Source organism: Arthrobacter sp. 10N43, assembly GCF_056394525.1.
This window is the reverse complement of record NZ_JBFTIA010000009.1, coordinates 1-25102: the sequence shown is the minus strand read 5'-3', so window position 1 is coordinate 25102 and position 25102 is coordinate 1. Positions and strand designations below refer to the sequence as shown.

Genomic DNA, 25102 nt, shown 5'->3' with positions numbered 1-25102 from the left:
TCACCGTCGTCCCACCGGAAGCACAGTCCGTTTGTAGGTGGAGTTGGCGACCACTGCGAGGGAGCAGTACCAGGCAATAAGCGCCGTCACGATTCCCAGCCAACCGCCCAGCATCGACAGCCCGGCTGCCCCGAAGAAGGCGCCAAGAAACAGCGCAATGAAGGTCAGGGTCAAGAAGACGAAAACGGCAAAGACACCCATGCTGACACGCCAAGCTGAAACGGTCATGTAGGCGGTAAAGATTGCCCAGCCCAGAAGATAGAGGCCGACAGCTTTGCCGGCGTCCGCTGCCGGAAGACTGCCCGCGCTGAACTGGCTCAGGAACCAGAAGGACAGCCAGAAGGCCCCGTACGAGCAGAACGCCGTCGCACCGAAAACGTTGCGGTTAGCAAATTCCCAGATCCCGGCGGCGAACTGCGCCATGCCGCCGTAGAACAGTGCCAGTCCCAGGACAACGGGTTCGACCGCTTTGGGCATCAGGCCGGCATTGATGACACTGAGGACAAACGTCGTCATTGCGAAAGCGCCCAGACCTAAAGCTGCCGGATCGGCAAAGGGCGGGCTGGTGCTCGCCTGGGGCGACACAACTGCGTCTTGGGCTGGTACGGGATTTTCAGCCCTGCGACCACCTCCCGCCGGGACGGTCCCCGCCGCGGAGCTTGATTCGACACTCATGGTACGACTCCTTGGTCAGCACCAGCACCATCGCTGGTGATGCCTATCAGGTTACTCCTGAATGCGCAAGTAAATTATCTGAATTTGTTGTGATTCAGGTCGCGCACCCTTGTGACGCAGATCACATTGCTTGGCCCAGTGGTGAAGTGCCGGCAGGACCATGCCCCCTCTTGGCCTGAACCGTACCGCCTATGGTCGAGCGTGTGTGTACCGTTCGAACCGAACGGCGCCACGCCGGGCGGACCAAAAGTCGACTCTGCGGCTCCCGTCCCGGGTCAGGACCTACACTCCTGTCCATGACCACCCACAATGAACGGCAGGCCCGGGCGGAACACCGTTGGCCTGCCGTCATCGGCCTTCTCATCGCACTGGCGCTATACGCCACGCTGCCCACGACGTTCCTTCCGGCGGTACGCTACTCCGTTGTCGTCGTCGGCCTGGCGCTGCTGATTCCGCTCATTATCCTGAATCCACGCAGGTTGGTCCGCGAAACCCGCTGGTCAAGGCATCTTTCCGTCGGCCAGGCGTTGTTGCTTGTCGTGGCCAACGAGGCAGCACTCGTCCAACTGGTCATTCTCCTCACGAACTCCGGAAACAGCAACGGGCCAACGCTGCTGCTCGCGGCCCTTCAGGTATGGGTGACAAACGTCATCGCGTTCGCCTTGGTCTACTGGGAACTGGACCGGGGCGGTCCGGTCACCCGGCGCCACGCCACGCGCCATGAGCTGCCCCGGGCAGACTTCCGGTTCCCCCAGGACGAAGACCACGACGCAGTGCAGGAAGTTGCCGCCCGGTCCTCCGTGAAGACGGACTGGACGGCTTCATTTGTCGACTACGTCTACTTCTCCCTTTCCAACTCGATGGCATTCAGCCCCACAGACACGATGCCCCTTTCGGCCCGGGCAAAATCCCTGATGGGACTGGAGGCCTTCGGAGGTTTCGTGCTGCTCGCACTCGTCATCGCCCACGCCGTCTCCCTGCTTGGCCAGTAGGCCGCCGGGCAGCAACGGGCCGGACACGAACGACAGTCGTTCCACGATCGAAGCGCCCTGCCCCTATATGTCACACACACCGGTTCACAACGAACAACTGCTCCCCGCCAGCCAATTTTCCGCAAGGTCGCTTGCGGCTGGTCTCAGTTTTCGTCGAAATATCTCGGCCTCCGTATGGTCAGTGGCGGTGTCCTCCTGCAAGAGGGTGTGTTAACTGTCGTCATGGTGCCGCTGGCCGGGCGAGGCGGTGAGCTGTTTCGAGCATGGCGGCATGGACGAAAGCCTGGGGGAAGTTGCCGCGCAGCTGGCGCTGTTCGACGTCGTATTCTTCGGTGAACAGTCCCGGGGAACCGCAGGCGGCCCGGTTGCGTTCAAAGAGTCTGAATGCGTCTGTGGTGTTGCCCTGCTCATGTTCGGTCAGGGCCAGGAAGAAGCCGCACAGGAGGAAGGCGCCTTCGGCGTCCGCCAGGGGGCCTGGCCCGTGCCTGAACCTGTAAACGTATCCATCGTCGAGGAGTTCTTTCCTCACGGCCGCCGCGGTGGCGAGGGAGCGGCCGTCGCGCGTGGGGACGGCTCCGCGGATGGCGGGAAGAAGCAGTGCCGCGTCGATCCTCTCGTCGTCGGCCGATCGTTGCCATCTGCCGCTGGGGTGCGTGCACGTGTCGGCGGTATGTGCCAGAATCCTGTCTGCCAGTGGTCCCCAGGCAGAGGCCTGGGTGGCGGGGGCATACCGGGAGACGGCTTTGAGGCCGGCGACGCACATCAGCCGTGAATGGGTCCACCGTTCGTTCTCGAGTTCCCAGATGCCGGCATCCGCCTCGGCCCACTTCTCCCCTATGGCCACCACCGCCTGCTCCACGGCATGCCAGTGCCTGTTGTCGAGGTGGTCATGGCGGGCGGCGGTGGCGAAAAGCAGCAGGGCCTCGCCGAGACTGTCCAGCTGGAATTGCCCGTTTACCCAGTTGCCGACCTTGTCCGTCCCGCCCGGGTAACCCGGAAGGTCGAGTGTGTGCTCGTCCGGGACCCTGCCGCCGCGGACGGTGTAAGCGGGTTTGAGGCTGGTTCCGTCCGCCAGCAACCGTTCGCTGACGAAATGCACCGCACTGTCGAGGAGGCCGGTGGCTCCGCCGGCACCGGCGGCCTGGCCGGCAATGCATTGATCCCGGATCCAGGCGTAGCGGTAGTCGTAGTTGCGTTTTGCCTCGTCACGCTCCGGCAGGCCCATGGTGGCGGCTGCGGCCATGGCACCGGTTGCGCCCGTCATCCCGCGCATGACCGCGTAAGCCCGGCGGGCGTCGGCAGGGGCAACAGTCCCGTTCATTGCAGGTACCGTCGTGGCCCAGGCGCGCCCGGTGGCCGTCCAGAGATCCGCAGGGACGGGCGGCCGGGCCGGCAGCGGCCCGGTGGAAAGCTCCATCACGACGTGGTGTTCCTCCCCGGGCCTAAGCTGAACATCCTGTTGCAGCACGCCATCGTTCGCGTTTGCCCGGCCCATCCCGCTGACGCGAAGGTGCAGTCCGCCGCCCTCACCTGACCACACACCGTCCCCGCCGTTGGAAAGGTCCACCCGGCACCGGCCGAAGCCCGGCCGGGGATGGAGAAGGACCCGGACCGGCGCGGTGCCCGAGATGACCCGGATATGACGCATCAGCACCGCCAGGGCGGGGTCCCCCGGCATCGCGAGGGCCTCGCGGCATTCGACGATGCCGTCCGTGGTGACCCAGCGACTGTTCCAGATCAGTGTGCCGTCGTCGTAGTGCCCTCCCCACACATAGCGCGGGTTCAGGGGTGTCACGGAAAATGCCCCGGCGCCGCCCACCAGGGACGAGAACACGGCGGGGTCATCCCATTGCGGGGCACACAGCCAGACAACGTCACCGCGCGGGCCGATCACCGCGCCCCGTTCACCGTCCGCCAGCAGGGCATAGTCGCGCAGAACCTGGGGCGGGAAGAAGACTCCTCCGCCGTCGGGCTGGGCTGGTGTCATCAGGTGTCCGCCCGACCCATACCGGCATGCGTGCGTCCCTGAAAAGCTGAGTGTTTCAAACTGGCTCCTTCTGGTCTATGGCCTAGATTCGGTAGGGTTCGGCGTCCAGGGCCCGGAAAATGAGTCCGTTGCCGGGCCGGTCGTCGCTGGGCCGAACGCTGCCTCCTTGTGGATCGGGCGTCCCGTCGAAGAACATCTCCTCGATCCGGACGTGGTCGTGGAACCACTCCAAGTGTCGGAAATTGCGGGTGCTTGCAGCCGCGGGGACCGTCTGGTTCGGTGTACAGTGCCCGGAGACTTCCAGGCCGTGGGCCGCGGCTACCGCGGCGGCCCGGAACCACTCCGTGATTCCCCCGCAGCGGCTCACATCCACTTGAAGGCAGTCAACGGCGCCGGCGCCGCACATCTGCTGGAAATAGAACAGGGTCGTACCGTATTCGCCGGCTGCGACGTCCGCCGTGACAGACTGCCGGACCTGGCGAAGCCCCTCAAGGTGATCGCTGGATACCGGTTCTTCGAACCACGTCAGATCTTGCTCTGCCGCGGCGTCGAAAACCCGAACGGCTTGCTTGGCCGTGTAGGCGCCGTTGGCGTCGACGAAGAGCTGAACGTGCGGCCCGACAGTGTCCCGTGCCTGACGGATCCGGAGGAGGTCGCGGGCCGTGTTCGCGCCGCGGTCCTCGCCGATTTTGATCTTGACCCGCGGGATCTGTTGCTGGCCGGTCCAGCCCTCCAGCTGGCGTCGGAGCTGGGCCTCTGAATAGGTGGTGAACCCGCCGCTGCCGTAAATCTCCACCTCCGCCCGCGCCGCCCCGAGGAGCCGGTGCAGGGGAAGGCCGAGGATCCGTGCCTTGAGGTCCCAGAGCGCGCAGTCGACGGCGGAGATCGCGTAGCCGGCCAGTCCGGGGCGTGGAGTGTTGCGCACCGCCCGGGCCATGGCTTCGGCCGCTGCAGGAACGTCGAAACAGTTGAGCCCGGTAACGGCCGGTTCCAGGGTCTCCTTGATCAGCGCCGCGCAGGTCCCCGGCGCGAAGGTCCAGCCGATGCCGGTCCAGCTGCCGGCCACGGCCTGGACCAGGACGATGGTGGTGGCGTCCCACGCCAAGGTTCCGTCGCCCTCCGGCGCGCTGGTCGGCACCGTGTAGGCCGAGACGTCAAGACGTCCCAGCTGAAGGCTTGAGCCGGCCATGACGGTCAATCCTTCTTGTGCGGGAGGAACTCCTGGGCCTTGGCTTTGACGCCTTCTTTGATGATGCCCCAGCCGCTGTCGTCGCCCTTCATGACCGCTTTTGCGCTGTTGAGTGCCTGTTCCAGGGTGGCGTGGGGCGGGATTGGCGGGATGTCCGGGTCTGTGCGCACATCCAGAACGGTCGGCCGGTCCGCTGCGAGTGCCTTCTCCCATGCGTCCCCGAGTTCGTCGGGGGACCCCACGCTGATGCCCTGCAGCCCGAGGCTGGACGTGAAAGCCGCGTAGTCGACGTCGGGAAGGGCTTGGGATTCACGGAACGCCGGGGCCCCTCCCATGGCCCGCATTTCCCAGGTCACCTGGTTCAGGTCATCGTTGTGCAGGATCGCAACGATGACCCTGGGATCAGTCCACTCGCGCCAGTAGCGCTGGATGGTGATGAGCTCGGCCATGCCGTTCATCTGCATGGCGCCGTCCCCGGCGAAGGCGATCACAGGACGTGCGGGGTGGGCGAATTTTGCTCCGATGGCGTAGGGTACCGCCGGTCCCATGGTGGCCAGGTTGCCGGACAGGGAGCCGCGGATGTGGCCGTGAAACTTCAGTTGCCGGGCGTACCAGTTGGCCGCGGATCCGGAGTCTGCTGTGAGGATTGCGTCGTCAGGCAGCCGGTCGGAGAGCTCGGAGAAGAGCCGCATGGGGTTGATGGGGCTGGCTTCGACCATGGCCTCGGCGCGCATGGTCTCCCACCACCGGGTGATTTTCGTTTCCAGGTCTGCGCGCCAGGACTGGTTCTGCTTCCGCTGCAGATGCGGAATCAACGCCCGCAGGGCGGTGGCGGAATCGGCGACGATGTTGAATTCGTAGGGGTACCGCAGTCCGATCATGCCTGGGTCGATGTCGATCTGGACACCGCGCGCCTGCCCTTCTTCCGGCATGAACTGCGTGTAGGGGAAACTTGATCCGATGGTCAGAAGGGTGTCGCAGTCGCGCATCATTTCGTAGCTGGGGCGGGTTCCGAGCAGGCCGATTGATCCGGTCACATAGGGAAGATCGTCCGGCAGGGAGTCCTTGCCGAGCAGCGCCTTGGCAACGCCTGCGCCCAGCAATTCCGCGACCTGGCGGACCTCCGCGGCCGCGCCACGGGCCCCCCGGCCAATCAGCATCGCCACTTTGCTTCCCTCGTTGAGCAGCTGGGCCGCGCCGCGAATCGCGTCGTCGTTGGGCTGGATTTCAGGCCAACGGATGCCGAGGCTGGAAGGAACCATCTTGAAGGCGTGCGTCGGTGGCGTGTACTCCAGTTCCTGGACATCGGACGGGATGATGACCGCCGTCGGGGCCTTCCTTGCCAGGGCTATCCGTACGGCCCGGTCCAGGACGTTGGGGAGCTGCTCGGGGACCGTGACCATCTGGAGGTACTCGGAGGCCACGTCCTTGAAGAGGCTCAGCAGATCCACTTCTTGCTGGTAGGAGCCTCCCATCGCGCTGCGGGCTGTCTGGCCAACGATCGCCACCACCGGCACGTGGTCCAGTTTCGCGTCGTACAGCCCGTTGAGCAGGTGGATCGCGCCCGGGCCGGAGGTGGCCATGCAGACCCCGACCTTGCCGGAGAACTTGGCATAGCCGACGGCTTCGAAGGCACTCATTTCTTCGTGTCGGGCCTGAATGAATTTCGGTTCGTTGCCGGCTTTCCCAAAGGCAGCGAGCAACCCGTTGATGCCGTCCCCCGGAAAAGCAAAAACTTTGTCGACGCCCCATTCACGGAGCCGGGCCAGCAAATAGTCAGCAACTGTCTGTGATGCCATGATCAGTTTTCCCTTCCAGTGCTCAGTTGTTCGGCGGCGCGGGCCGCCACTGCCATGATGGTCAGCGCCGGGTTCGCGCTTCCCTGGGTCGGCAACACGCTGCCGTCGGTGATGAACAGGTTCGGGACGGCGAAGCTGCGGCACATCTGGTCGACCACGCCATGGCGTTCGTCGGCAGCCATCCGCGCCCCGCCCACCAGATGGGCGAAGCGTTTGATGGTCATGACTTCGTCCGCGCCGGCAGCTTTCAGGATCTTCTCCATGACATCCTGCGCGGCGCCCATCAGTTGCCGGTCGTTCTCGCATTGGCTGTAGCTGAACCGGGCAACCGGCAGCCCGGTCCGGTCTTTTTCCTCCGCCAAGGTGACACGGTTTCCTTCCAGCGGAAGAAATTCGCACAGCGCGCCCAGGCAGGCCCAATGCGGAAAGTCGCTCATATAGCGGCGCAAGTCCGCTCCCCAATGTCCCTGGGCGGCGACGTGCTCGGCCCAGGTGATGGGCAGCGGCGAAACGGTCTGAATGGAGAATCCGCGCTTGTAGGGCTTGGTGGGGTCCGTTTCATAGAAGTCCTCAGTGCTGACTTCCGGCGGCGGAGCCTTCCACATGCGTACCTCCGCGTCGAACCGGCCCGCCGTTTGCGGGGCGCCCTGGACCATCACGTACCGGCCGACCTGGTCGAAGTCGTTGCACATACCCTGCGGGAATCTCGCTGAGGTCGAATTCAGCAGGAGACGCGGTGTTTCGATCGAATATCCGGCGACGGCCACCATCCGCGCACGCTGGAACCGTTCCCGCCCGTGCCGGACGTAGTGGACCCCGGTGGCCCTGCCGGACTTTTCGTCGAAGCCGATGCGGGTCACCATCGAATCGGCCCGCACTTCGGCGCCGTGGGCGAGTGCGTCCGGAATGTGGGTTATCAGGGGCGAGGCCTTCGCGTTCACCTTGCAGCCTTGAAGGCAAAAGCCCCGGTAAATGCAGTGTGGCCGGTTGCCGAAGCGGCCGTTGGCGATCGCGACCGGACCGACCTTGGCCGTGATCCCGCAGGCGCGTGCGCCGCGGAGGAAGAGCTCGCCGTTGCCCGAGACGGGGTGCGGCCGGTGCGGATACCGGTGCGGATCGCCCCACGGCCAGGGTTCTCCGGCTACCGGGAGTTCCCCTTCGATGGCCTCATAAAAGGGACGCAGATCCGGGTAGTCCAGGGGCCAGTCGGCGCCGACGCCGTCCGTGGCGAAGGTGTGGAAGTCGCTGGGGTGGAACCGGGGGGTGTATCCGGCGTAGTGCACCATGGAACCGCCCACCCCGCGGCCTGAGTTGTTCGATCCGAGGGGCACGGGGTCATCGCCGCCGATCACGCGCGGATCGGTCCAATACAGGTGATGCGAGCCGGCCTCGTCACTCACCCAGTCACGCTCAGGGTCCCAGAACGGGCCAGCATCGAGGGCGACCGCCCGCCATCCCGCGCGGGCCAGCCGTTGCAGCATGGTTGAGCCGCCCGCTCCGCACCCCACGATAACGATGTCCACTTCGTCACGGTCATCGAACACGCGCATGTCATCGCGCAGCCGGTGGTTGCTGCCCGGGCCGGCCGGCAGCAGCCACGCGGATTCATTACGGCTCCGCACGCTCCGCACGTGGCTCACCTCCGGGTTCCACCGTCCAGCGCCACGGGGTCCTCCGTGGGTCTGGTATCGGCCACTTCGAACGGTTCCAGCCGGTTGAGTCCCACATTTTTATACCCGCGGGGGTACGCGGGTCCCCCGAATCCGATCTCGTCCCACGCCCACGGATGTGAGTAAAAGGCCGTGCACGCGTAGCGGGTCCACAGCCCCCACACGCGTCCGGCCGGCAGGCCCTGCCATGACGCAGCGCCCAGGTCCCTGACGGTCCGGAGCAGGTCGGCCTGCCGGTCGTCGTTGCAGTTGGCGAACGTCTGGTTGAACGCCTCCTCCGCCGAACGGTCTAGCGCCGACAGCGATTCGTGCCAGGCCTGTCCGTCTTCAGGCATGTCCTCGAAACGCCAGCCGTCTGTCTGGTTCTCGGCCAGGCGCGCGTCGACGAAGTTCACCACCGGGACGCGGGGCTCGGCATGCTGGTCAAGGAGTTGGTCAAAGAGTGCCCTGGCAGTCGCCTCTTCGGCCGGGGTGAAGAACCGGATGTCGGCGGGTGGCGCCAGCCGGCCCAGGACCACGCCCGCGGTTGCCCGGTCCCAATGGCCGGACTGGGCGAGCGTGCTGAACCCCGGGTACCGGCCACCACCGTCGCCGCTATCCAGGGGAAGCCGGCTCATCGCTCCCGCCTGAGAACGGAAGCCAGCAGCCCCATGCCGCCGACCAAGGTCACCAGTAGCGGCGCAAGCAGCGGCGGCCCCATCTCCAGGTTGTAGCGCAGATTGGAGAACCCACCCGGTTTTTTAGCTACTCCTCGGGCATGCAGATAGGTTCCCTGCAGCCCATTGGCCACTATCGCGGCACTGGCGATCGGCAATGCAGTTTTGGCCATCCGGCGGCTGAAGACCCCTGCAACCCCGGCCGCGGCGACCACCGGACCAAGTGCCACGGGCAGCCACATCCACTTGTTCCCGAAGCTGGCTTTGTCATGTTCGAAGTAGATTTCTGCCGCTGTCACCAAGGCCCCCGCTGCGGTGAGCCCGGAAAGAGACCGTTCGAATTTGCCCGTTTTCACGTTGCGGACCAGGCGATCAACGAGATGGGTCATCTCCCTTTCGGGTGCATGCTTCATGGTGTGCTCCTCCGCAATCAGGAAAAATACGTGCCGCAGGGCAAACTTTGCTGCTCCGCAAGCACCGGGGTAATACTGGGGTGCGTGGAAAGAAACAGCGACGACCGCGCCGACGCCCAAATCGATGCGGTCCTTAGGGCCGCGAACGTGCTGCTGCGTGTCGTGGCCCAGTCAGTTGTCGAAGTCGAAGACATTGTCACCAGCCCCCAACTGCGTGTGCTGGTAATGATTGCCTCGCGCGGACCGCAAAATCTCGGTGCGGTAGCCACGGAACTGGGGGTCCACCCGTCCAACGCCACCCGCACCTGCGACCGGCTGGTCAGCGCCGGGCTGATCGCGCGACGCGATGATCCCGCGGACCGGCGGTACGTGGTGTTGTCCCTGACCCCTGATGGCGCGTCGCTGGTCAACACCGTTCTGGAGCACCGGCGGAACGCCGTTGCCGCGGTGATGGGACGGATGACAAACGAGTTGCGCGGCGCCACGGCGCTGGGAATGGACGCGTTTGCCGCGGCGGACGGCGGCGAAGGCACCGAAGACGGCAGGTTCACCATCGATCTGCACAGGTGACCGGCGCCGCTGCCAGGCGCGGAAGCAATACCGCTGACGAAGATCATCCGAATTCCCCCGCCGCGAAGACCAACGCAAGGGCCGCGCTGACTGCCGCACACCTCCGATGACGGCTATCCAACGCGGCGACACCGGCCATACTCGCGGCATGGACCGCATCCACGCTGCCTCCGACAAGGTGGGCAGAGCGGCCGCCGCGGACAGTCAGCACCGCCTGAACCAGGTGCCGTGCGCCCAGAATCCGGATCACTACCCGGGTCCTGCCGTCCGGTATCTCACCCAGTAGCCGGCCGGAAACATAATCCGGTGCCAACAGCTCGCACATGCCGTACGCCGCCCGGACCAATTCCAGCGGCTTCACCGGTTCGCCGACCGCAAAAGCGCGCGGCCCGCGACGGCCACGGAGGCGAGGAGCCCGGCTGCGGCCGCGCCCACCGCTGCATGGTGCTGGGAGGCCCACAGCTGCGCGCTGCGGTTGGAGGCCCTGGAATCAAAAATGCCGCGCGTCCCGAAATCCTTCCGTTTGTCGGCAGGTTCCCAGAGATTCTTGGGCTGGTCGGGATGGCGGGGTTCCGCGGTCTGCTGGGCGTTGAAGCCTGTCTTGGCCAGGTAGCGGTCGAGCAGGCCTGGGGCGACGGCGTTCGCGATGAGTGTCCCCGCAGTGCTGCCGCCGACCCAGTACTCCCGACGCTGTGGATGCTCCGCCGCGTACACGACCGCCCGGGCGGCCAGCTCCGGCTGGTAAATCGGCGGCACGGGCTGCGCCTGTCGCGGGAGGCGGGACAGGACCCAGGAAAACTGGGGCGTGTTGACCGCCGGCATTTGCACCATCGTGGTGTGGATCCCGCTCGACTCATGCAGCAGTTCACACCGCAGCGATTCATTGAAACCCTGGATAGCATGTTTCGCGCCGCAGTAGGCGGTTTGCAACGGGATGCCCCGGTAGGCCAGGGCCGAGCCGACCTGCACTATGACGCCGCGGTTTCGCGGCCGCATGCGCTTCAAGGCCGACATGGTTCCGTAGACGTAACCGAGGTAGCTGACCTCGGTCACGCGTGCGAACTCAGCTGCGGAAATTTCCGAAAAGGGGGAGAAAACCGAAGTGAAGGCAACGTTGACCCAGACGTCGATGGGCCCCAACTCGCGCTCAATTCGCTCGGCGGCAGCATCCACAGCATCGGCGTCGGCGACATCGACGCTCAAAGTCCACGCGCGGCCGCCGGCGGCCTCCACCTCCTGCGCGGCCCCGGCCAGACCTGCCTCGCCACGGGCAAGCAAGGCAACGGTGGCGCCTTGACGGCCAAAGGCAACCGCCGATGCGCGCCCGATTCCGCCACTGGATCCGGTAATAGCGACGATACGCCGGGCCTTGTCCATGAGGGTGACTCCTTAGAGTGTCAGCAATCGCGTCAGCTTCCCGCCCTTCCTGCACGGGCGCCGAGCCGTGTCCCCCACTAAGTCTTCAATCTAACGGGAATCATTGCGTAACCGCAACAGTATGCAGGCTTATGGATCTCAGGAAAATACCTGACTGTGGCGGCCCTTGGGTCGTTCTCGTCGACATGGCCCTTCCGCATGCTGGCGACTCTGCACTATTGCAAAGCATGCGTCACGACCAGGAACCCCGGATCAACCGTTATCCAGACACTCCTGGAGAGGGTTCCGTGGACGACCGATTCGGCACGAGTGGAGCTCCGCAGGCCCGTGTCGTCAGGTGGCCATAGAGCCCGCCTGCGGGAACTCGGATGTAGGTGGTGCCGTCGCGGAGCACGGCCCAGAAAAGGTTGAGGCGGCGCCGGGCCAGGGAGAGCATGGTCTGGGTGTGGGTCTTGCCTTCGGCGCGCTTTCGGTCGTAGTAGGTCCGGGAGGCGGGCAGCTCTTCAGGGCCGAGAGATCCGACCGGTAGAAAACCCGCAGGAGCTGCCGGTCGTAGCCGCGGGGCGGTGGAGGTTGCCGGGGCTCCTGCCGGAGTCCCGCGGGGGTCCGGTGTTTGGTCCGGATCACGGCCGGTGTGAGGCGGGGCGGCCGGGCTCCAACGCCCCACCCGGTCGAACCACAAATCGGGAATTTCCTGTCTCCGGAGCAACGACCGTGGCCTGCACTCCGGCTCCCAAGCTCGGAGATCGCCGCGGCAACGGCTTCCGCCAAGGCAAAAAGACCCCGGCCCCTCGCGGACCCTTCGGACGACGGTCAACGCGAGAGAGTCTTGAGCGGTTCGTAACTTGCGGCGGTGATGGCGTGGAAGTGGTTATGGCATGAGTGTCAACGCCGACGACAAACCGACGGAATTGCGCCACGATAGACACACCTGCCCCTTGTCTCGTCCTCGTTTCGCGGATAACCAGGCCGCGTTCGGTCGGACCCAGTCCGGTAGAGGTGACTCGGAACAGCACCGTCCCAGCCCCGCCGCACGGGCTTCCGGGTCAAGTTACCGGGCGGCGAGCAAGTACCGTCGATGCCCGCGGACGGGCAAATTCGAAGGGCAGTTGGACCCAACATGACAGAAAGGAACCCCATGAGCCCCGACTCGCGCAACGCGGGCACACCCAAGACCGGGCCACTTAACACCGACCCCGTTGAAGAGGCTCCGAGCGCCAAAGACCCGGCAGCGGATGAGAAGGTGCAGCTCCAGCTGGCCATTTTCGAAGTCACGCAGGTCGCCCGGGGCAAGAGCCTGGGTGAGATCCAGCAGATGCTCCTGGCTGCGTTCTCGCGCCGCGGGGTGGAACCCCCGCCCGGCATCTGGCTGGACTCGGTGGCTTCGGCGGCCTATTACGGTGAGCCCTACATCGTGGACCTCCCCGCAGCGGTGGCAGCGGACGGCGTAATGCCCGCTCCGAATGAGAAAGTGCGGCGCAGGCTTGCCTCACGTCGGCGTCTCCGACAGCAGAGGCTTCCGGCCGGTATCTTCCCCTCCCCTGCCGAATGGGAGGTGACGGACAACGAGGTCACAGGTGGCAGCACCGGCCAGCCCGCACACGGGTTTCCCCGTGCCGTCACCGGGCGGCTGGGTGGACCGGGCACGGCCTTGGCCGCGGCCGTGTTGATCGTGGCCGCCGTAGTTGCCGTGCGCGCCGTGAGCGCGGTTCGCCAGGAGCGTGCAGGCAGTCGGTCGGGCCGCCCCGGGTAACCGAGGGGCAACGACGCGGTCCTGACGAGAGCACCGAACAAGAAGAACGAACAAGCTTTTCAAGGATCTGCGGGGTGACAAAATAGCGCTGCGAAAAGACCGCCATTTATCGCTGCGAGTCACAAGCCAGCACCTGCACGGAACGTAGCGGCGCGTTCCTGGGCACGGTGATCGACCGGCATACGGACAGCTGGTTCAGGGAAAATGAAGGGCTTTATCCTCAGTCGATGGAGCGATTTGAGAAACGGTTGATAACAGTTCGCCAGGGGAATGTCCGCCCGACCGGCTCGTGGCTTTATGTGTGGGTTGATACTGCTGATGGCGCGATGGCGTACCGGTGCCACCGGCTTTGACCCTGAGCTGCGAGCACACTTGCATCTGACAAGTGACAACCCCGACCATGGGCGAGTGCGCGCATCGGTTCCGCGCTTTCAGGAGCGGGACTTTGACGTTCTTGCGTTCAGCTCCCAGATAACCTGTCGCGCTCCGAGGTAACACCGCTCTAGTCAGGCAGCTTGTCGATGGTGATCTTAAGGTCACAGAGAAACACAGATGCCGGGATACTTCTCGGCGTTCCCAGAGGCCGCCGGTTGTTCTATAACTAATAGAACAACCGTGGGAGGTGGGAAGGATGATCCTCAACGTCGACCTGGCCAGGGAGATACCGATCTATCAGCAGCTCCGGGACCAGATCGTGGAGGCGATCGCCGAAGGCGCGCTTGCCGAGGGCAGCACCTTGCCGGCCACCAGGACGGTCGCGGCCGACTTCGGCATCAACTTCCACACCGTGAACAAGGCCTACGACCTCCTGCGCCAGGAAGGCCTGATCCGGCTCAACCGCAAGACCGGTGCGGTGGTGACCCCGACGGTCGCGGATCCGCCGTTCGCCACCGAGTGGACCGCGAGGGCGCGGACCCTGCTTGCCGAGGCCGTCGCCAGAGGCCTGCCGGCCGACGAGGTTCTCGCGACCTGCCGGGCGATAGTCGAGTCATTTGATGCCAAGAAGCCAGAGGACACGCCATGACCGTTGCCATCATCCTGAGCTCCGCGGTGCTGGCACTCGTGCTCGTGATCGCCTTGGTGCTGCCCTCGATCACCAGCCCCGCCGTGCCCTTCGGGGTCCGGGTACCGCCCCAGCATGCCGGGGACCCGACGGTGGTCCGGCAGACCAGCATCTACCGCTGGCGGGTACTCCTCGGTGGAATCGCCACCGCCGCGGCCGGCGTGCTCATCTTCGCCGTGACCGGCGCAACGTTGGTGTTGCCGCTGTCGGTGCTGGTGCTCGACGCCGTCTGGTACGGCTGCTTCTTCCTGGCCAACCACGAGATCCGGGCCGCCAAGGCCGCCGGGGGCTGGTACCAGGGCCTGCACCAGGGCATCGCGGTGGACACCGAACTGCGGACCAATCCACCGCGGTTTCCTTGGCTCTGGCTGGCCCCGGCACTGATCATCACGGCCGCCACGGTAGTGATCGGCGTGATCAGCTACCCATCGATGCCTGGGACGCTCGCGGTGCACTACGACGCGAACGGGGTGCCCAACCGCGTGGTCGCCAAGTCGATCGGCGCCGCCTTCTCACTGGTGTTCGTGCAGATCGGCGTGACCGCGCTGCTCGCGGGTATCGCGGCGGCCATCGTCCGCAGCCGGCCCGATCTCGACCCGGCACACCCCGTTACCTCCGCGCGCTGGTACCGCCGGTACATGTCACTGGGTGCCAAGGCGCTGCTCGGGCTGACCGCGATGATCGACCTGGGAATGCTGGGATCATCGCTGCTGATGTGGACCGGAACGGTCACACCGTGGGCGCCGCTGGTGATCGTGCTCCCGATCCTGACCGCTGCCGTGGTGGCCGTCGTCATCCTGGCCAGGAACAACCGGGAGCGGAACGACGCCGAGGAAGACACCGGCCTGATCCACCGGGACGATGACAAGCACTGGCGCGGTGGCCTCTTTTACATCAACCGCGAAGACCACGCGCTGGTCGTTCCGCGCCGGTTCGGTCTGGGATGGACGCTCAACTTCGGCAATCCCAGGGCAGCGATGCTCCTGGCCGGTGCGGCCGCGCTGATCGGCCTGGCGATCAGCCTCCGTTTTGACGGCTGACACCCATCGTGGCCTCGCGAGTGGGCTTATGTCCCTCCTCAACGTCTATCGGTAACCGCGAAAGCCCCTGCCTCGAGGGGCTTTCCCATGTGCCGGGAGTGCGGGCGGGGCGGCGTTCACAGGCCGCCTGACCAGGGTCCCGGCTCGCCCCCGGCGACCCTCAATGGAGCCAACTACCGTCTGCTCGCAGCAACGGTTGCGGACGTTCGGGACCCCGTGTCCTGCATGCCCGGCGTACGCCTAATGACTTGATGCCTCATTCCCTTCGGACGAAGGGCACGACTATGGCTGTGTGGGCCCACCGACATTGGGATCAGGATGTCGCGAGCCGCGCCTCGGGAATCGTCGGTTCGAATAGTTCGATCGGATTGCCCGAGGGGTCTTCGATCAGTACCTGATTTCCGCCCATGCCCGTCACGATGTCATTGCGGAACTGCACGCCTGCATCGTGGAGGGTCCGCACGGTTGCCGCGAGGTCAGACACCTCCAGCGCGAATCGATTCCACCCACCCGGCGCGGGCCTGGTGCCGTCGGGCATGCTCTGCCCTCCTCCGCCCTGGCCGCTCGGGGCGCTGAGCAGCAGCCGCAAATCACCGCGCTCGAGCATGGCAAAAGGCGGGGCCGGATGCATGACGAGCGTGAATGCCAAATGTTCGCGGTAAAAATTGATGGCTGTATCGACATCATCGACGATGTAGCGCACGCTTACGGTGGCCATAAGGAGACCTCCTTGCTCTGCACTCAGAAATACGCGCCACCTCGCGGCCTGTCAACGCGCCGAATATCAGACACGCCTACGATCGTTCGGGGCAGGACATGAAGGCTGTGGTTGTCGGGGCGGGCATAGCGGGGCTCGTCGCGGCCCGCCAGCTCGGTTTGGCCGGCTGGGACGTCGAGCTCCTCGAGAAATCGGCCGCTCCGCGTCCCGATGGCTACATGATGGACTTCTTCGGTCCGGGAGTCGAGGCGGCGGAAAGAATCGGCCTCTACCCGCGGCTCGCAGCGGTGGCCTACCATGTCGAGGCGGCCGAGTATGTGGACGCAGAAGGCCGCCCGACGTGCAGCCTCGATTACGACCAGTTCGCCCGGCTTGCCGGCGGGAAGGTCCTGAGCTTGCTGCGTCCCGACATGGAGTGCGCAGCCCTCGCCGCGCTCGATGACGTGGCCCCGGGCCGGGTGCGGGTCTGTTACGGGGCGCCGGTTTCCCGGGTATGGGGTGATGACGACGGCGTGCGGGTCGCCGTCGACGGTTCGACGGATACGCTCGCCGCGGACGTCCTCGTCGGCGCTGATGGCATCCATTCCGGAGTGCGCGCCCGGGTCTTCGGCCCCGACGAGGCGTACCTGCGCGCCCTGGGCATGCGTGCTGCCGCATTCATCGTGACCGAACCGATCCTGAATGCCCGCTTCCGGAACCGGTTCGTCCTCACCGACAGCATCGACCGGATGGCCGGGCTCTACAGCCTCCGCACGGACGAGGTGGCGGCCTTCATGGTCTACCGGGACGCCATAGGCGCGACAGGCCACCAGCCGTCCGGGAGCCCGCGGGAGCGGCTGCGCCGCGAGTTCGCCGGGCTCGGCCACGCGGTCGACCGGCTGCTGGAACTGTGCCCCGAGCATCCCTACGACGATGTCGTCGCACAAATCATCATGCCGGGCTGGCAGAGGGGGCGGACCGTCCTCGTCGGGGACGCTTGCGGGGCCGTGTCGCTCCTCGCGGGTCAGGGCGGCTCGCTCGCCATCGCCGGTGCCGCGCTGCTGGGGGACATCCTCGGACCTGTGGCGTCACCTGAGGGGATCAGTCCGGCCCTGACTGAGTTCGAGCGACGCTGGCGACCCGTGGTCGAGGAGGCTCAAGCCGCCGGGAGACACACCGCGTCCTCGTTCCTCCCCGCGAACCGGGCCCAGCGCCTCCTGCGTCGGTGGATCATACGGGCAACCCATTTGCCAGGAATCGACCGACTGGTGGCCCGCCAGATCGTTGGCAGAATTGCAAAATAAGCCCGACCCACGCCATCCCCAGTGACCATTAGTGGGAAGCCGCATGAAAGACCCGCAGAGCAGGCAACGACCTGAACAGCGCGGTGACGTGGTCTCTGATTCCCGAAGGCGCCGGCACGCGGCTGATCCTCATTCACGAAGGGTTCGACCCGAAGGAGCCCAGTCACGTGATAGCTCACCGCATCATGAGCGGCGGCTGGCACGGACAGATACTCAAGAAGCTGACGGAAACGCTGCGCAGACCGAGGAGTGGGTATCCGCCAGTGCGGGGTAGTCGAACCTGATGAAAATGGCCTGCCATTGTGGTTGCACGCCCGCCACGCCCGGCCCGAGCCAGCGCCTCTGAATCGGAGGAGCAAATCTCCCTGTGTCGCCCGTCTCTGAGGATCCTTAATCGCCTATGTTTCGGCCGTCCTTTTCGTTTCGGTCGCCGGAGGTGTCTCTCCGCCTGCCCGGCCCGGAGGCGTGGATTCCTGCAGCCTGATGCGTGCATGCAGGACGTCGCCGATGAACCAGTCGTAGATCAGCACGCCGATCACTGCGCCGATGAAGGGCCCGACGATCGGCACCCAGAAATACCAGCTGAAGGCCCCGTCCACGGTGCCCGGCAGCGCCGTCTGCCCCCATCCGGCCAGCCAGGCGAACAGACGTGGCCCGAAGTCACGGGCCGGGTTGATGGCATAGCCGGCGTTCGCGCCGATCGACATGCCGATGGCTGCAACGGCCAGCCCGATCATGAACGGACCCAGGTTCGCCTGGACCGCGGTATTGCGCATGTCGATGATGGCCACCACGAACATGAGGAGGAAGGCCGTGCCGACAATCTGGTCGACCAGCGGCCCCACGGGGCTGCCGTTGAAGTAGGGTGCCGGGAAGGTGGCGAAAATGGAGTAGCTGGCAAGCCCCTTCGGATCTGCACGCCCGGTCCCGACGGCCTGGTTATAGGCATCGATGGCGTCGTGATACAGCAGGTACACCATCGCGGCGCCGGCGAAGGCGCCCAGAACCTGGGCGACGATATACGGCCCCACTTTGCCCCAGGGAAACTTACGCCGGACCGCGAACGCCAGGGTCACTGCCGGATTGATGTGTGCGCCGCTGACGCCACCGGCAACGTAGATGGCCATCGTCACCGCCAGGGCCCATCCCCAGGTGATCAACAGCCAGTCTCCGGCGGCCATGAAGATCGTCGTCGATGTAGCGGCCCGGCCGGATCCCGGCAAAGCGGCGACTGCCATGGCCACAACGCCGTCGCCGAAAGAGATCAGCACAAAAGTGCCGAGAAACTCTGCAAGAAGTTCACCCCAAGTGCCGCCCAGCTGCTTAAGGCCGCTGCCATGACGGACTGCATTTCTTAGTGGACTGATATCGCTCATCGCGAGTGCCTCCTCGAGTCATCTGATCTACCAACCGACATTTGACAACCCCAGTAGATTCATGCTACGCCGATAGTGTCCGTAGGCAACGGTCTAAGATCTATCCGCCGCGGGCAGCACCTCGGGCCCGCCCCTGCCGTCCCTTCCCGGCAAGCCCTGGCAGGCGCGGAGGCGGATTCTGTCGGGGAGCGCGGCCCACGGCGGGCTTGGATTGCGCCGCAAAGACACAGATTTCGTTTCGGGAAAGGCACCAACGTGACCGACAACAGCAGCATCGAAGGCACGCCGGATGAGGCAGGCCCGGAGAAGAAGCCAGAAGGACCAGACCTGCGCGGCCGGTACGTCGAAGGCAACTACGGCAAGGCCGGAGCGCAAAGCGGCCGCCATGCGGACGACGAGGAAGGCCAATACATCGAAGGGGACTACGGTGCGGCCGGCAGCGAAGGCGGACTGCCCGAACCCCTCGGAGACAAGGCCAAGGAATCGGGGCGCTACGTGAAAGCCAACTTCGGCGACGCCGGCTCGACCCCTGGCCGCACCGCTGAATCTGAAATCGGTCAGTATTCAGAGGGCAACTACGGAGCGAGCGGTTCCGTGAATCCCGTCCGCAAGCCGCATACCGATACCGACACCGACACTGGCACCGGGACAGATACTCAGGAATAGTCCGGCACCTGCATCCCGCAGGACAGGCCGGGAGCGCCGTCGACTACCAGTAGTGAAACCCCCAGGCTGACGCAATATTCGGTGCCGCTGTCAACGGCACGGCTGGTCACTGACTCCCCCCGCCAGCAGCCAGGGTGGGAAGCTGGTCGGCCGCTCACCCGAGGAGCGGCGCATTCTTTGCCTCGCCGATTCCAGAGGGATGGCGTGGCCGGCAGCACCGCGTGACCCACCGGTGCTTCAGCCAGCCACGGATTGAGGCACGCCTGCTCTTCCGGGGAGCGCGGGAGCTGACCGTTGCCGTCCCTCACGTGCGACACAGAACCGTGCAAACGACAGCTGACGCGCGCCTCCTAAACAACGCAGCCTGCGTCGGCCCCACACAAGGAACGAGCACACGGCGGGCAACCTTCCCCACACCCGTAGCTCCGTTGGCAGAGCAGTGAACTCTTAATCCTCGGGACGAGGGTTCAAAGCCCACGGGCGCACCCCAGGACCCCCGCCGCATCGCGCACCCGCGGCGCGGAGGCGGCCCGGGCGAGTTCCAACGGCACCCGGGCCAACCATCACCGCACCCGCCCATCGGGGGGGAACCCGCTGCGGCATATCAATACCTAGGTCCGGGCAAGAGTAACGGTAAGAGTCCTAGGGCCCTGAAACTACGAATGCCTGACGGCCAGCTTTCGGTCGGCCGCCCATGACCTACCGGATCTTGGCATGCGTTCAGTCGCTTCGTTCGTGTTCGCCACGGATTGCGGCCAGGGCAGTGGTGACGGCCGCTTCGGCTGTCGCTTTGTCGATTCCCAGGCCGGCGAGCACACCGGTGCCGGCTTCGAGTTCCAGCAGCGCGAGCAGGATGTGCTCGGTCCCGATGTAGTTATGCCCCAGCCGCAGGGCCTGCCGGAAGGTCAGTTCCAGAACCTTCCGCGCCTGCCCGCTGTAGGGGATGAGGTCGGGCACGCGGTCGGCCGCCGGCGGCAGGGCGGCGTGGGCGGCCTGACGGACGGCGTCCGGGGAGACTCCCTGCGCACTGATGGCCCGGGCCCCCAGGCCCTCGGGCTCGGCCAGCAGCCCCAGCACCAGGTGTGCGGGGCCGATTTCATCATTGCCTGCGGCACGGGCTTCATTTTGGGACGCCGTCACCACGTTCCTGGCCCTGGGCGTGAACCGACTGAAGCCCTGGCTCGGCTCCAAATCCAGCGGTTCAGCAGAGCCTTTCGGGACGAAACGCTTCTGGACGGCCTGCTTGCTGACCCCCATGCTCCTGCCGATGTCCGACCAGGACGCACCCGAACGCCGCGCCTGGTCCACGAAATGACCGATCAGATGGTCGGCCACGTCGCCCAGATGGTCCCCGGCAATGACCGCGTCGGACAACTGCTCGAGGGCGTCGGTATGCACCTTTTTAATCGCCTCGATGAGATCGTCGAGCCGGACAGCGTTCGTCATGCGGATGGGATCTGTCATGCGTCAATGCTAAGTTGACGCGACTGTGAAGTCAACCTTGGGTTGACGCCGCCCCCCGGTACGTTCACCGGTTCCGTCCATGTCCCCGTGCGCCCCTTCAGCGAGCCGCCGTTGGGCCTCGAGCTTGGCGGCCGTCCCGGACACCACGGAGGCTCTCCGGGTCCATCAGGTTTGGAGAGCCGGGGGAATCTCCGCTCCGGACTCTTAAGTGCTGCTCTGTTGAGGACGCCTGACTCCCAGCCCGGTCCGGGCCGCCATAAGGGCGGCGGCGAGCCGGGCGGCGTCCGTTGCCCGCTTCTGGTCCGTGGGTGGCGCGGTGCCGGCCTCGCTGGTGCAATTCAACAGTGCTGCCGTGACTTCGGGGATCAGGTCCGGGAATTGGCTGGACCGGTAGCCTCCGTCGGAGGGGTTTTCGGAGTGGTCGAGGGTTGCGGTGACAAGCAGGGCGGCCTGCGTCCTGGTCGCGGTGCCGAGTTTCGTCAGGATGGTCGAGACCATGTTCTTCACGGTTTTTTCTGCCAGAAACATCTCCTTGCTGATTTGGCGGTTGCTCAGTCCTTTCCCCAGGCCGATCGCGGCAGTCATTTCCTGTTTCGTGAGAGTCAGGAGATTCTCATCCGGGCGCTGTGGATGGAGCAGGAAGAACGGGGCCACGATCGCCGGGTAAAACCGGCCGCTGTACGCGGTGTGCCCGGCCAGGGCCCGTCGGATGAGTCTGAGCTGTTCGCTGCCCTCATCGTCTTTGGACAGGCATCCCCACGCGCCTGCCAGAATGGCGTCGATCAGCACGGCCTCGCCGCCCTCCTCGGTCATCAGCACACACCGGATCCGCGGGTCCGCCACGGCAACGGCACGGCACACCTCGGCACCGGAACCGTCCGGAAGGTCATCATCAATAATGACCAGCTCCGGGCGAAGGGCAGGGATCCGCCGGACCGCTTCGCGCGCGGATCCGGATTCCCCGGCGATGCCGAGACCATCGAACTCCAGCAGCTGGCGCAGCCCCCGCCTCACGACCTCGTGATCGTCCAGCAGGTATACCCCCCGACCGACAAAAGCGGTGCACGGACGGAGTTCCGGGTCAGCCATCATTGCTCCTTCCCTAGCCCCAGGGTGTCAGTCGGGTATCTCCATTTGGAACCCGCAGCTGCAGTGCAGGACCCTGGTGCGCAGGTACACCTCCAGGGGGCCTTCACCGGTCAGTTCCGTTGAGAGCGTGGCGTGGATGCTGCGCTGCTGGGATCCGGTCATTGTCATCGGTTCCCCGCAGTGCAGGTAGTTGCCGCCGAACTGCAGCACCCCGGATCGTTGGCCCGGCCGGTTCAGGACCACAGCAACATCCCCCACCGAGGCGGTGTGGGCGTAAAAGAAGTCACATTCAACGCAGGTGTACGCGACGTCGACCAGCCCCATGCGCGGTGGCCGGAGGGTGTCGATGGATTCGATGATCAGGTACTCATCCGTCTGGCATTGAGCGCACCAGAGCCGCTGCCCCTGGGACCCGCTGGACGGCCCCGGTTTGCGCGGATGGGAAACGGTAGACATGACAGACTCCTTTGTCCGGGAAAGCTGGCCCACATCCAGCGGCCCCGCTTCACTCGTCGTGCCCCCGTGAATCAGGCTAACTCCCGGTCCTGACACTGACAAGGAATCGGCCAGCCGAGGGGGCCATCCCTGCACCGCCGCCCGCTGGGTCAGCCCACCCGTCCGGAACCGCGGGACGAGCCAGGCTCCGGGGCCCATTTGGAACCGTTGACCGATACAAACCATTGCCCCCTGTAAATTCACCCACCGGACCAGGCCTACGTCATTGCTTGCTGCCAGGTTCCAGGGACAAGGGAACGCCCTCAAGGCCCCTGCAGACAGTCCCGGCCGGTCCATGATGCGCATCGAGGTCAAAGCGTACGTTCCCATTGACAGTCGCAGCCCGGCATCCTAAATTCTCTATGTGCCCGGCAGCCAGAACTTTCAGAGCCGGGCTGCGCGCAGCGAACATCCAGCCCGACCGCCACCGCGGCCTGTGCACCGGGCTGGCGATGACCGGCCCCGCTGCCTGCGACTACATCCTCCACCGGGAACTCCCCCTCGCAACGCTCCCCAGGAGATCCAAAGAAACGTCGACGACGGAGCCACCCCCATCGGCCGGAAACCCGCGGAAGGAAACGGCCCGGCAGCGGCTCCGGCTGCCTAGAGCCCGGGCCGATTCCCTCGATCCGTCAGGGAACGCCGGCGCTCCCACGACGTTGCAAAATTGTGCCTTTTGCCCAGAAAGATCGTGTGCGACGATGCGGTCATGAGCGAACCCACCGATCCCGGGCCGACACAACGCCCCGCCCCGTGGACGCGCCGCGAGGACCTGACCACACACCAGATGCGCACCATCGGGCAACGGCGCGCTGCAGCTGAGGAAAAGCTCGCACGCCATCTCAAATAAGCACACCACCTGGCCGGAGAACACCCTCCGGCCAAGGAAAAATCTCCTGACGTCTAACCGGACACGTCAGCCCGCCCTACGCCGGACCGGCCCGGCGCGGGTGCGGGCGGCACGGGGATCCAGACCGAATCTGCCCGAGCCCTTTTCAGGGAACGCCGCGCGCCAAAATTCGCAGACCGGCCAGGGCAGAATCAGCATTTCCATCCGCAGACAAACAAGGGAGACTCTCATGTTGCTTTGGATAGCCATCATTATCGCTGTTCTCTGGCTTCTCGGCCTGCTCGGAGGCATCGGCGGCGGGTTCATTCACCTGCTTCTGGTAATTGCCGTGGTCGTTCTGATCGTCCACTTCCTCCGCGGCAGGTCCCGCTTGTAAATACGAACTATGTTCCCGCCGCCGCCGAATTGTAGGGCAGTCCGCAGGTGCCGGAAGAGCATCCAGCGTCAACAACGGTCGATTGACTAGTCGCCTTGAAGGGGCTTCCATGGGCCTCTGACCGCCGAAGGAGTAAGCATGAGAACTCGGGTATCCGATCACAGCCGGCAACTCTCCCGTATTCTCTCAATCCCGAACAATTCGCTGTTGTGAGACCGTCTTTTGTTGGACGGCATTTCGAGACAGCGGCGGCCCTTGTGGTGCCGGGAACTCCTGGCGCCTCCGGGAGAGCGGCCGCGGTGTCTCATTAGTCGATCCTATTTGAGATGCCAGACGGGTGCTCGATGCCACGTCCAACAGGCCACCTGTGGGCACCGCGACCGCAAGGGCGAACCGCTCTACGCCGCGCGGCGCACCCTCCATACTGGATGCGTCAGAGACGGCGACACGCGCAGGTTCCACACGACCCGACGCTTGTGTTACGGGAGTGACTGGCATTCCAGACAGCGAGGCGACCACAATGTGGTTATGGACCCGATCGATCCAGATCTGGCGCTAGCCTTTACCAGCGCCGCGGCCGTCGGTTCGTCGATGATCCGGGCCTTCCGCATCGACGACGCGAAAGCCTGCACGCGGCTTTGCCGCAGAATCCTTCTCTACGCAGCCGCTCCCCCGCCCTCAGACCTGGCCGGGATGGTCCGCGCCCTTTCCGGCCTGGACAACATCTTTGCCGCCTTGGGTCTCCTGACCCGCCGCCTGGCCCCGCTCGGGACCGCCGACGCCATACACCTGCGCAACGCCGATGCCGCCCTCACGTCGCTCCGCGATGTTCTGGGCTCCGGCTCGGCTGCCGGCCTTCACCCCGCCTGCACTCCGGCGGGCTCCCGTCGACAACTCACGGGAACCCGCCCATCAGCTGCACCGGCACGGCCGGGGCGCCCTGGCACCGGCAGAACTGCCCGGCCATCGTGAACGCGGGCCGCACATAGCAGGACGCAAAATGCCCCCGTACCGGTTGGGGGATCGGTACGGGGGCATTCACTGCTGGCCACGCCGCCACTTGGGGGAGGTGTGGCGGGGACTCATTAACCATAAATCCGGAGAAGTGCAAGTCAAAACGTCGCCGGGTATTACGAAGGACGGACGGCACATCGGCGGGAGCGCGGCCCGAGGCAGTGATTCCGGCGCGGTACACGGCGTTCGCCCCGGGACCGCAACAATCGCCAGGTGCTGCCTGCGTGCTCCCCCGCAGCGAGTGTCAGGGTTACCCCTTAGACCTTGCCGGCAGAGTGTCAGGCAATGTCGCGGCAGACTCCAGCCTGACGCAAATGCCCTAAGCGGACGGTATTGGAGTCGGCCATCGAACATCCGTCATTCAGAGGTCCTGCTGGGAACCGCGGCCCACCCTGGACCCTGACACTCCGGACCCCGGAAGTCACGAACTCCGGGAGTCTGTCTGTACGTGAGTCACAGAGTCAGTGATTACCCCCTTCAGGCGCCGACCATGCAGTCCCGGCGAGCTACTTCCGAACCGCGTAAGTCTGTCACTCTGTCATATCCGTACTCACGGAACTGCCGGACTCTGTACAAACCGCGCCGGC

General features: G+C 65.3%; 25 protein-coding genes and 1 pseudogene. 12 read left to right on the top strand and 14 right to left on the bottom strand.

Annotated features, from left to right (window positions below):
- Positions 1-675, bottom strand: a complete 675-nt coding sequence (locus tag AC1DDO_RS16515; protein ID WP_476972266.1) for an acetate uptake transporter — start codon at positions 673-675, stop codon at positions 1-3.
- A gap of 296 nt (positions 676-971) precedes the next feature.
- Here AC1DDO_RS16515 and AC1DDO_RS16510 point away from each other — a divergent pair, with 296 nt between their 5' ends.
- The gene (locus tag AC1DDO_RS16510; RefSeq protein WP_441410677.1) at positions 972-1667 is read left to right on the top strand and encodes a hypothetical protein; all 696 of its coding nucleotides are present in this window, start codon (positions 972-974) and stop codon (positions 1665-1667) included.
- 220 nt (positions 1668-1887) lie between these two features.
- Here the strand turns inward: AC1DDO_RS16510 and AC1DDO_RS16505 are convergent, their stop codons facing one another.
- From AC1DDO_RS16505 to AC1DDO_RS16480, 6 genes are all read right to left on the bottom strand, one after another.
- Positions 1888-3654 carry a glycoside hydrolase family 15 protein gene (locus AC1DDO_RS16505; protein WP_476972265.1) on the bottom strand — a complete coding sequence of 589 codons (1767 nt, stop codon included), beginning with the start codon at positions 3652-3654 and terminating at the stop codon, positions 1888-1890.
- Positions 3655-3736: 82 nt separating this feature from the next.
- Entirely contained in the window at positions 3737-4843 is a 1107-nt protein-coding gene (locus AC1DDO_RS16500) for an enolase C-terminal domain-like protein (RefSeq protein ID WP_476972264.1), read from the bottom strand.
- Between the two features lie 5 nt (positions 4844-4848).
- Positions 4849-6642, bottom strand: a complete 1794-nt coding sequence (locus AC1DDO_RS16495) for a thiamine pyrophosphate-requiring protein (protein WP_476972263.1) — start codon at positions 6640-6642, stop codon at positions 4849-4851.
- Positions 6643-6644: 2 nt separating this feature from the next.
- Positions 6645-8282 carry a GMC family oxidoreductase gene (locus AC1DDO_RS16490; protein ID WP_476972262.1) on the bottom strand — a complete coding sequence of 546 codons (1638 nt, stop codon included), beginning with the start codon at positions 8280-8282 and terminating at the stop codon, positions 6645-6647.
- The gene (locus AC1DDO_RS16485) at positions 8279-8929 is read right to left on the bottom strand and encodes a gluconate 2-dehydrogenase subunit 3 family protein (RefSeq protein ID WP_476972261.1); all 651 of its coding nucleotides are present in this window, start codon (positions 8927-8929) and stop codon (positions 8279-8281) included. The genes AC1DDO_RS16490 and AC1DDO_RS16485 overlap by 4 nt, the downstream gene beginning before the upstream one ends.
- A complete protein-coding gene (locus AC1DDO_RS16480) occupies positions 8926-9381 on the bottom strand; it encodes a hypothetical protein (protein ID WP_476972260.1) in 456 nt (151 codons plus the stop codon). The genes AC1DDO_RS16485 and AC1DDO_RS16480 overlap by 4 nt, the downstream gene beginning before the upstream one ends.
- 84 nt (positions 9382-9465) lie before the next feature.
- Between AC1DDO_RS16480 and AC1DDO_RS16475 the strand changes: the two genes are divergently transcribed.
- Entirely contained in the window at positions 9466-9951 is a 486-nt protein-coding gene (locus AC1DDO_RS16475) for a MarR family winged helix-turn-helix transcriptional regulator (protein ID WP_476972259.1), read from the top strand.
- Positions 9952-10099: 148 nt separating this feature from the next.
- Complete coding sequence (locus tag AC1DDO_RS16470; protein WP_476972258.1) at positions 10100-10237, top strand: hypothetical protein; 138 nt, start codon at positions 10100-10102, stop codon at positions 10235-10237.
- Between the two features lie 71 nt (positions 10238-10308).
- Here the strand turns inward: AC1DDO_RS16470 and AC1DDO_RS16465 are convergent, their stop codons facing one another.
- On the bottom strand, positions 10309-11328 hold the full coding sequence (locus AC1DDO_RS16465) for an SDR family oxidoreductase (protein WP_476972257.1): 1020 nt from the start codon (positions 11326-11328) through the stop codon (positions 10309-10311).
- Between the two features lie 370 nt (positions 11329-11698).
- Positions 11699-11892, bottom strand: a pseudogene (locus AC1DDO_RS16460) (IS110 family transposase); the annotation flags it as partial.
- Positions 11893-12466: 574 nt separating this feature from the next.
- Between AC1DDO_RS16460 and AC1DDO_RS16455 the strand changes: the two are divergent.
- The 3 genes from AC1DDO_RS16455 (at position 12467) to AC1DDO_RS16445 (ending at position 15184) form a co-directional block, all read left to right on the top strand.
- Complete coding sequence (locus AC1DDO_RS16455) at positions 12467-13081, top strand: hypothetical protein (protein ID WP_441410668.1); 615 nt, start codon at positions 12467-12469, stop codon at positions 13079-13081.
- A gap of 631 nt (positions 13082-13712) precedes the next feature.
- Positions 13713-14105 carry a GntR family transcriptional regulator gene (locus AC1DDO_RS16450; RefSeq protein WP_476972256.1) on the top strand — a complete coding sequence of 131 codons (393 nt, stop codon included), beginning with the start codon at positions 13713-13715 and terminating at the stop codon, positions 14103-14105.
- Complete coding sequence (locus AC1DDO_RS16445; protein ID WP_476972255.1) at positions 14102-15184, top strand: DUF1648 domain-containing protein; 1083 nt, start codon at positions 14102-14104, stop codon at positions 15182-15184. Before AC1DDO_RS16450 ends, AC1DDO_RS16445 begins: the two co-directional genes overlap by 4 nt.
- A 313-nt stretch (positions 15185-15497) precedes the next feature.
- Here the strand turns inward: AC1DDO_RS16445 and AC1DDO_RS16440 are convergent, their stop codons facing one another.
- The gene (locus AC1DDO_RS16440) at positions 15498-15902 is read right to left on the bottom strand and encodes a VOC family protein (protein WP_476972254.1); all 405 of its coding nucleotides are present in this window, start codon (positions 15900-15902) and stop codon (positions 15498-15500) included.
- Positions 15903-16000: 98 nt separating this feature from the next.
- On the opposite strand from AC1DDO_RS16440, the gene AC1DDO_RS16435 reads away from it, so the two are divergent.
- The gene (locus AC1DDO_RS16435; protein ID WP_476972253.1) at positions 16001-17185 is read left to right on the top strand and encodes an FAD-dependent monooxygenase; all 1185 of its coding nucleotides are present in this window, start codon (positions 16001-16003) and stop codon (positions 17183-17185) included.
- A gap of 71 nt (positions 17186-17256) precedes the next feature.
- Complete coding sequence (locus AC1DDO_RS16430; protein ID WP_476972396.1) at positions 17257-17469, top strand: SRPBCC domain-containing protein; 213 nt, start codon at positions 17257-17259, stop codon at positions 17467-17469.
- 114 nt (positions 17470-17583) lie between these two features.
- On the opposite strand, the gene AC1DDO_RS16425 is transcribed toward AC1DDO_RS16430, so the two are convergent.
- Positions 17584-18561 carry an MIP/aquaporin family protein gene (locus AC1DDO_RS16425; protein WP_476972252.1) on the bottom strand — a complete coding sequence of 326 codons (978 nt, stop codon included), beginning with the start codon at positions 18559-18561 and terminating at the stop codon, positions 17584-17586.
- Between the two features lie 255 nt (positions 18562-18816).
- Between AC1DDO_RS16425 and AC1DDO_RS16420 the strand changes: the two genes are divergently transcribed.
- The gene (locus tag AC1DDO_RS16420; RefSeq protein WP_476972251.1) at positions 18817-19227 is read left to right on the top strand and encodes a hypothetical protein; all 411 of its coding nucleotides are present in this window, start codon (positions 18817-18819) and stop codon (positions 19225-19227) included.
- A gap of 720 nt (positions 19228-19947) precedes the next feature.
- Here the strand turns inward: AC1DDO_RS16420 and AC1DDO_RS16415 are convergent.
- The 3 genes from AC1DDO_RS16415 to AC1DDO_RS16405 all read right to left on the bottom strand — a co-directional run bounded on the left by AC1DDO_RS16415 (position 19948) and on the right by AC1DDO_RS16405 (position 22236).
- A complete protein-coding gene (locus AC1DDO_RS16415; RefSeq protein WP_476972250.1) occupies positions 19948-20691 on the bottom strand; it encodes a Clp protease N-terminal domain-containing protein in 744 nt (247 codons plus the stop codon).
- A gap of 204 nt (positions 20692-20895) precedes the next feature.
- Positions 20896-21783 carry a response regulator gene (locus AC1DDO_RS16410; RefSeq protein WP_476972249.1) on the bottom strand — a complete coding sequence of 296 codons (888 nt, stop codon included), beginning with the start codon at positions 21781-21783 and terminating at the stop codon, positions 20896-20898.
- A gap of 24 nt (positions 21784-21807) precedes the next feature.
- Positions 21808-22236 carry a hypothetical protein gene (locus tag AC1DDO_RS16405; protein ID WP_476972248.1) on the bottom strand — a complete coding sequence of 143 codons (429 nt, stop codon included), beginning with the start codon at positions 22234-22236 and terminating at the stop codon, positions 21808-21810.
- Between the two features lie 748 nt (positions 22237-22984).
- Here AC1DDO_RS16405 and AC1DDO_RS16400 point away from each other — a divergent pair.
- The 3 genes from AC1DDO_RS16400 (at position 22985) to AC1DDO_RS16390 (ending at position 24473) form a co-directional block, all read left to right on the top strand.
- Positions 22985-23125 (top strand): hypothetical protein, encoded by a 141-nt coding sequence (locus AC1DDO_RS16400; RefSeq protein ID WP_476972247.1) that lies wholly within the window; start codon positions 22985-22987, stop codon positions 23123-23125.
- 229 nt (positions 23126-23354) lie between these two features.
- Entirely contained in the window at positions 23355-23501 is a 147-nt protein-coding gene (locus AC1DDO_RS16395) for a lmo0937 family membrane protein (protein ID WP_476919758.1), read from the top strand.
- Between the two features lie 528 nt (positions 23502-24029).
- Positions 24030-24473, top strand: a complete 444-nt coding sequence (locus AC1DDO_RS16390; RefSeq protein ID WP_476972246.1) for a hypothetical protein — start codon at positions 24030-24032, stop codon at positions 24471-24473.
- Positions 24474-25102 lie beyond the last annotated feature (629 nt).

Coding starts and splice junctions, on each gene's coding strand:
- AC1DDO_RS16465 (WP_476972257.1), bottom strand. CDS start 11,328: ATGGACAAGGCCCGGCGTATCGTCGCTATTACCGGATCCAGTGGCGGA.
- AC1DDO_RS16435 (WP_476972253.1), top strand. CDS start 16,001: ATGAAGGCTGTGGTTGTCGGGGCGGGCATAGCGGGGCTCGTCGCGGCC.
- AC1DDO_RS16415 (WP_476972250.1), bottom strand. CDS start 20,691: ATGACAGATCCCATCCGCATGACGAACGCTGTCCGGCTCGACGATCTC.
- AC1DDO_RS16450 (WP_476972256.1), top strand. CDS start 13,713: ATGATCCTCAACGTCGACCTGGCCAGGGAGATACCGATCTATCAGCAG.
- AC1DDO_RS16480 (WP_476972260.1), bottom strand. CDS start 9,381: ATGAAGCATGCACCCGAAAGGGAGATGACCCATCTCGTTGATCGCCTG.
- AC1DDO_RS16425 (WP_476972252.1), bottom strand. CDS start 18,561: ATGAGCGATATCAGTCCACTAAGAAATGCAGTCCGTCATGGCAGCGGC.
- AC1DDO_RS16470 (WP_476972258.1), top strand. CDS start 10,100: ATGGACCGCATCCACGCTGCCTCCGACAAGGTGGGCAGAGCGGCCGCC.
- AC1DDO_RS16405 (WP_476972248.1), bottom strand. CDS start 22,236: ATGTCTACCGTTTCCCATCCGCGCAAACCGGGGCCGTCCAGCGGGTCC.
- AC1DDO_RS16440 (WP_476972254.1), bottom strand. CDS start 15,902: ATGGCCACCGTAAGCGTGCGCTACATCGTCGATGATGTCGATACAGCC.
- AC1DDO_RS16410 (WP_476972249.1), bottom strand. CDS start 21,783: ATGATGGCTGACCCGGAACTCCGTCCGTGCACCGCTTTTGTCGGTCGG.
- AC1DDO_RS16495 (WP_476972263.1), bottom strand. CDS start 6,642: ATGGCATCACAGACAGTTGCTGACTATTTGCTGGCCCGGCTCCGTGAA.
- AC1DDO_RS16500 (WP_476972264.1), bottom strand. CDS start 4,843: ATGGCCGGCTCAAGCCTTCAGCTGGGACGTCTTGACGTCTCGGCCTAC.
- AC1DDO_RS16515 (WP_476972266.1), bottom strand. CDS start 675: ATGAGTGTCGAATCAAGCTCCGCGGCGGGGACCGTCCCGGCGGGAGGT.
- AC1DDO_RS16390 (WP_476972246.1), top strand. CDS start 24,030: ATGGACCCGATCGATCCAGATCTGGCGCTAGCCTTTACCAGCGCCGCG.
- AC1DDO_RS16395 (WP_476919758.1), top strand. CDS start 23,355: ATGTTGCTTTGGATAGCCATCATTATCGCTGTTCTCTGGCTTCTCGGC.
- AC1DDO_RS16455 (WP_441410668.1), top strand. CDS start 12,467: ATGAGCCCCGACTCGCGCAACGCGGGCACACCCAAGACCGGGCCACTT.
- AC1DDO_RS16400 (WP_476972247.1), top strand. CDS start 22,985: ATGAGCGAACCCACCGATCCCGGGCCGACACAACGCCCCGCCCCGTGG.
- AC1DDO_RS16485 (WP_476972261.1), bottom strand. CDS start 8,929: ATGAGCCGGCTTCCCCTGGATAGCGGCGACGGTGGTGGCCGGTACCCG.
- AC1DDO_RS16445 (WP_476972255.1), top strand. CDS start 14,102: ATGACCGTTGCCATCATCCTGAGCTCCGCGGTGCTGGCACTCGTGCTC.
- AC1DDO_RS16505 (WP_476972265.1), bottom strand. CDS start 3,654: ATGACACCAGCCCAGCCCGACGGCGGAGGAGTCTTCTTCCCGCCCCAG.
- AC1DDO_RS16510 (WP_441410677.1), top strand. CDS start 972: ATGACCACCCACAATGAACGGCAGGCCCGGGCGGAACACCGTTGGCCT.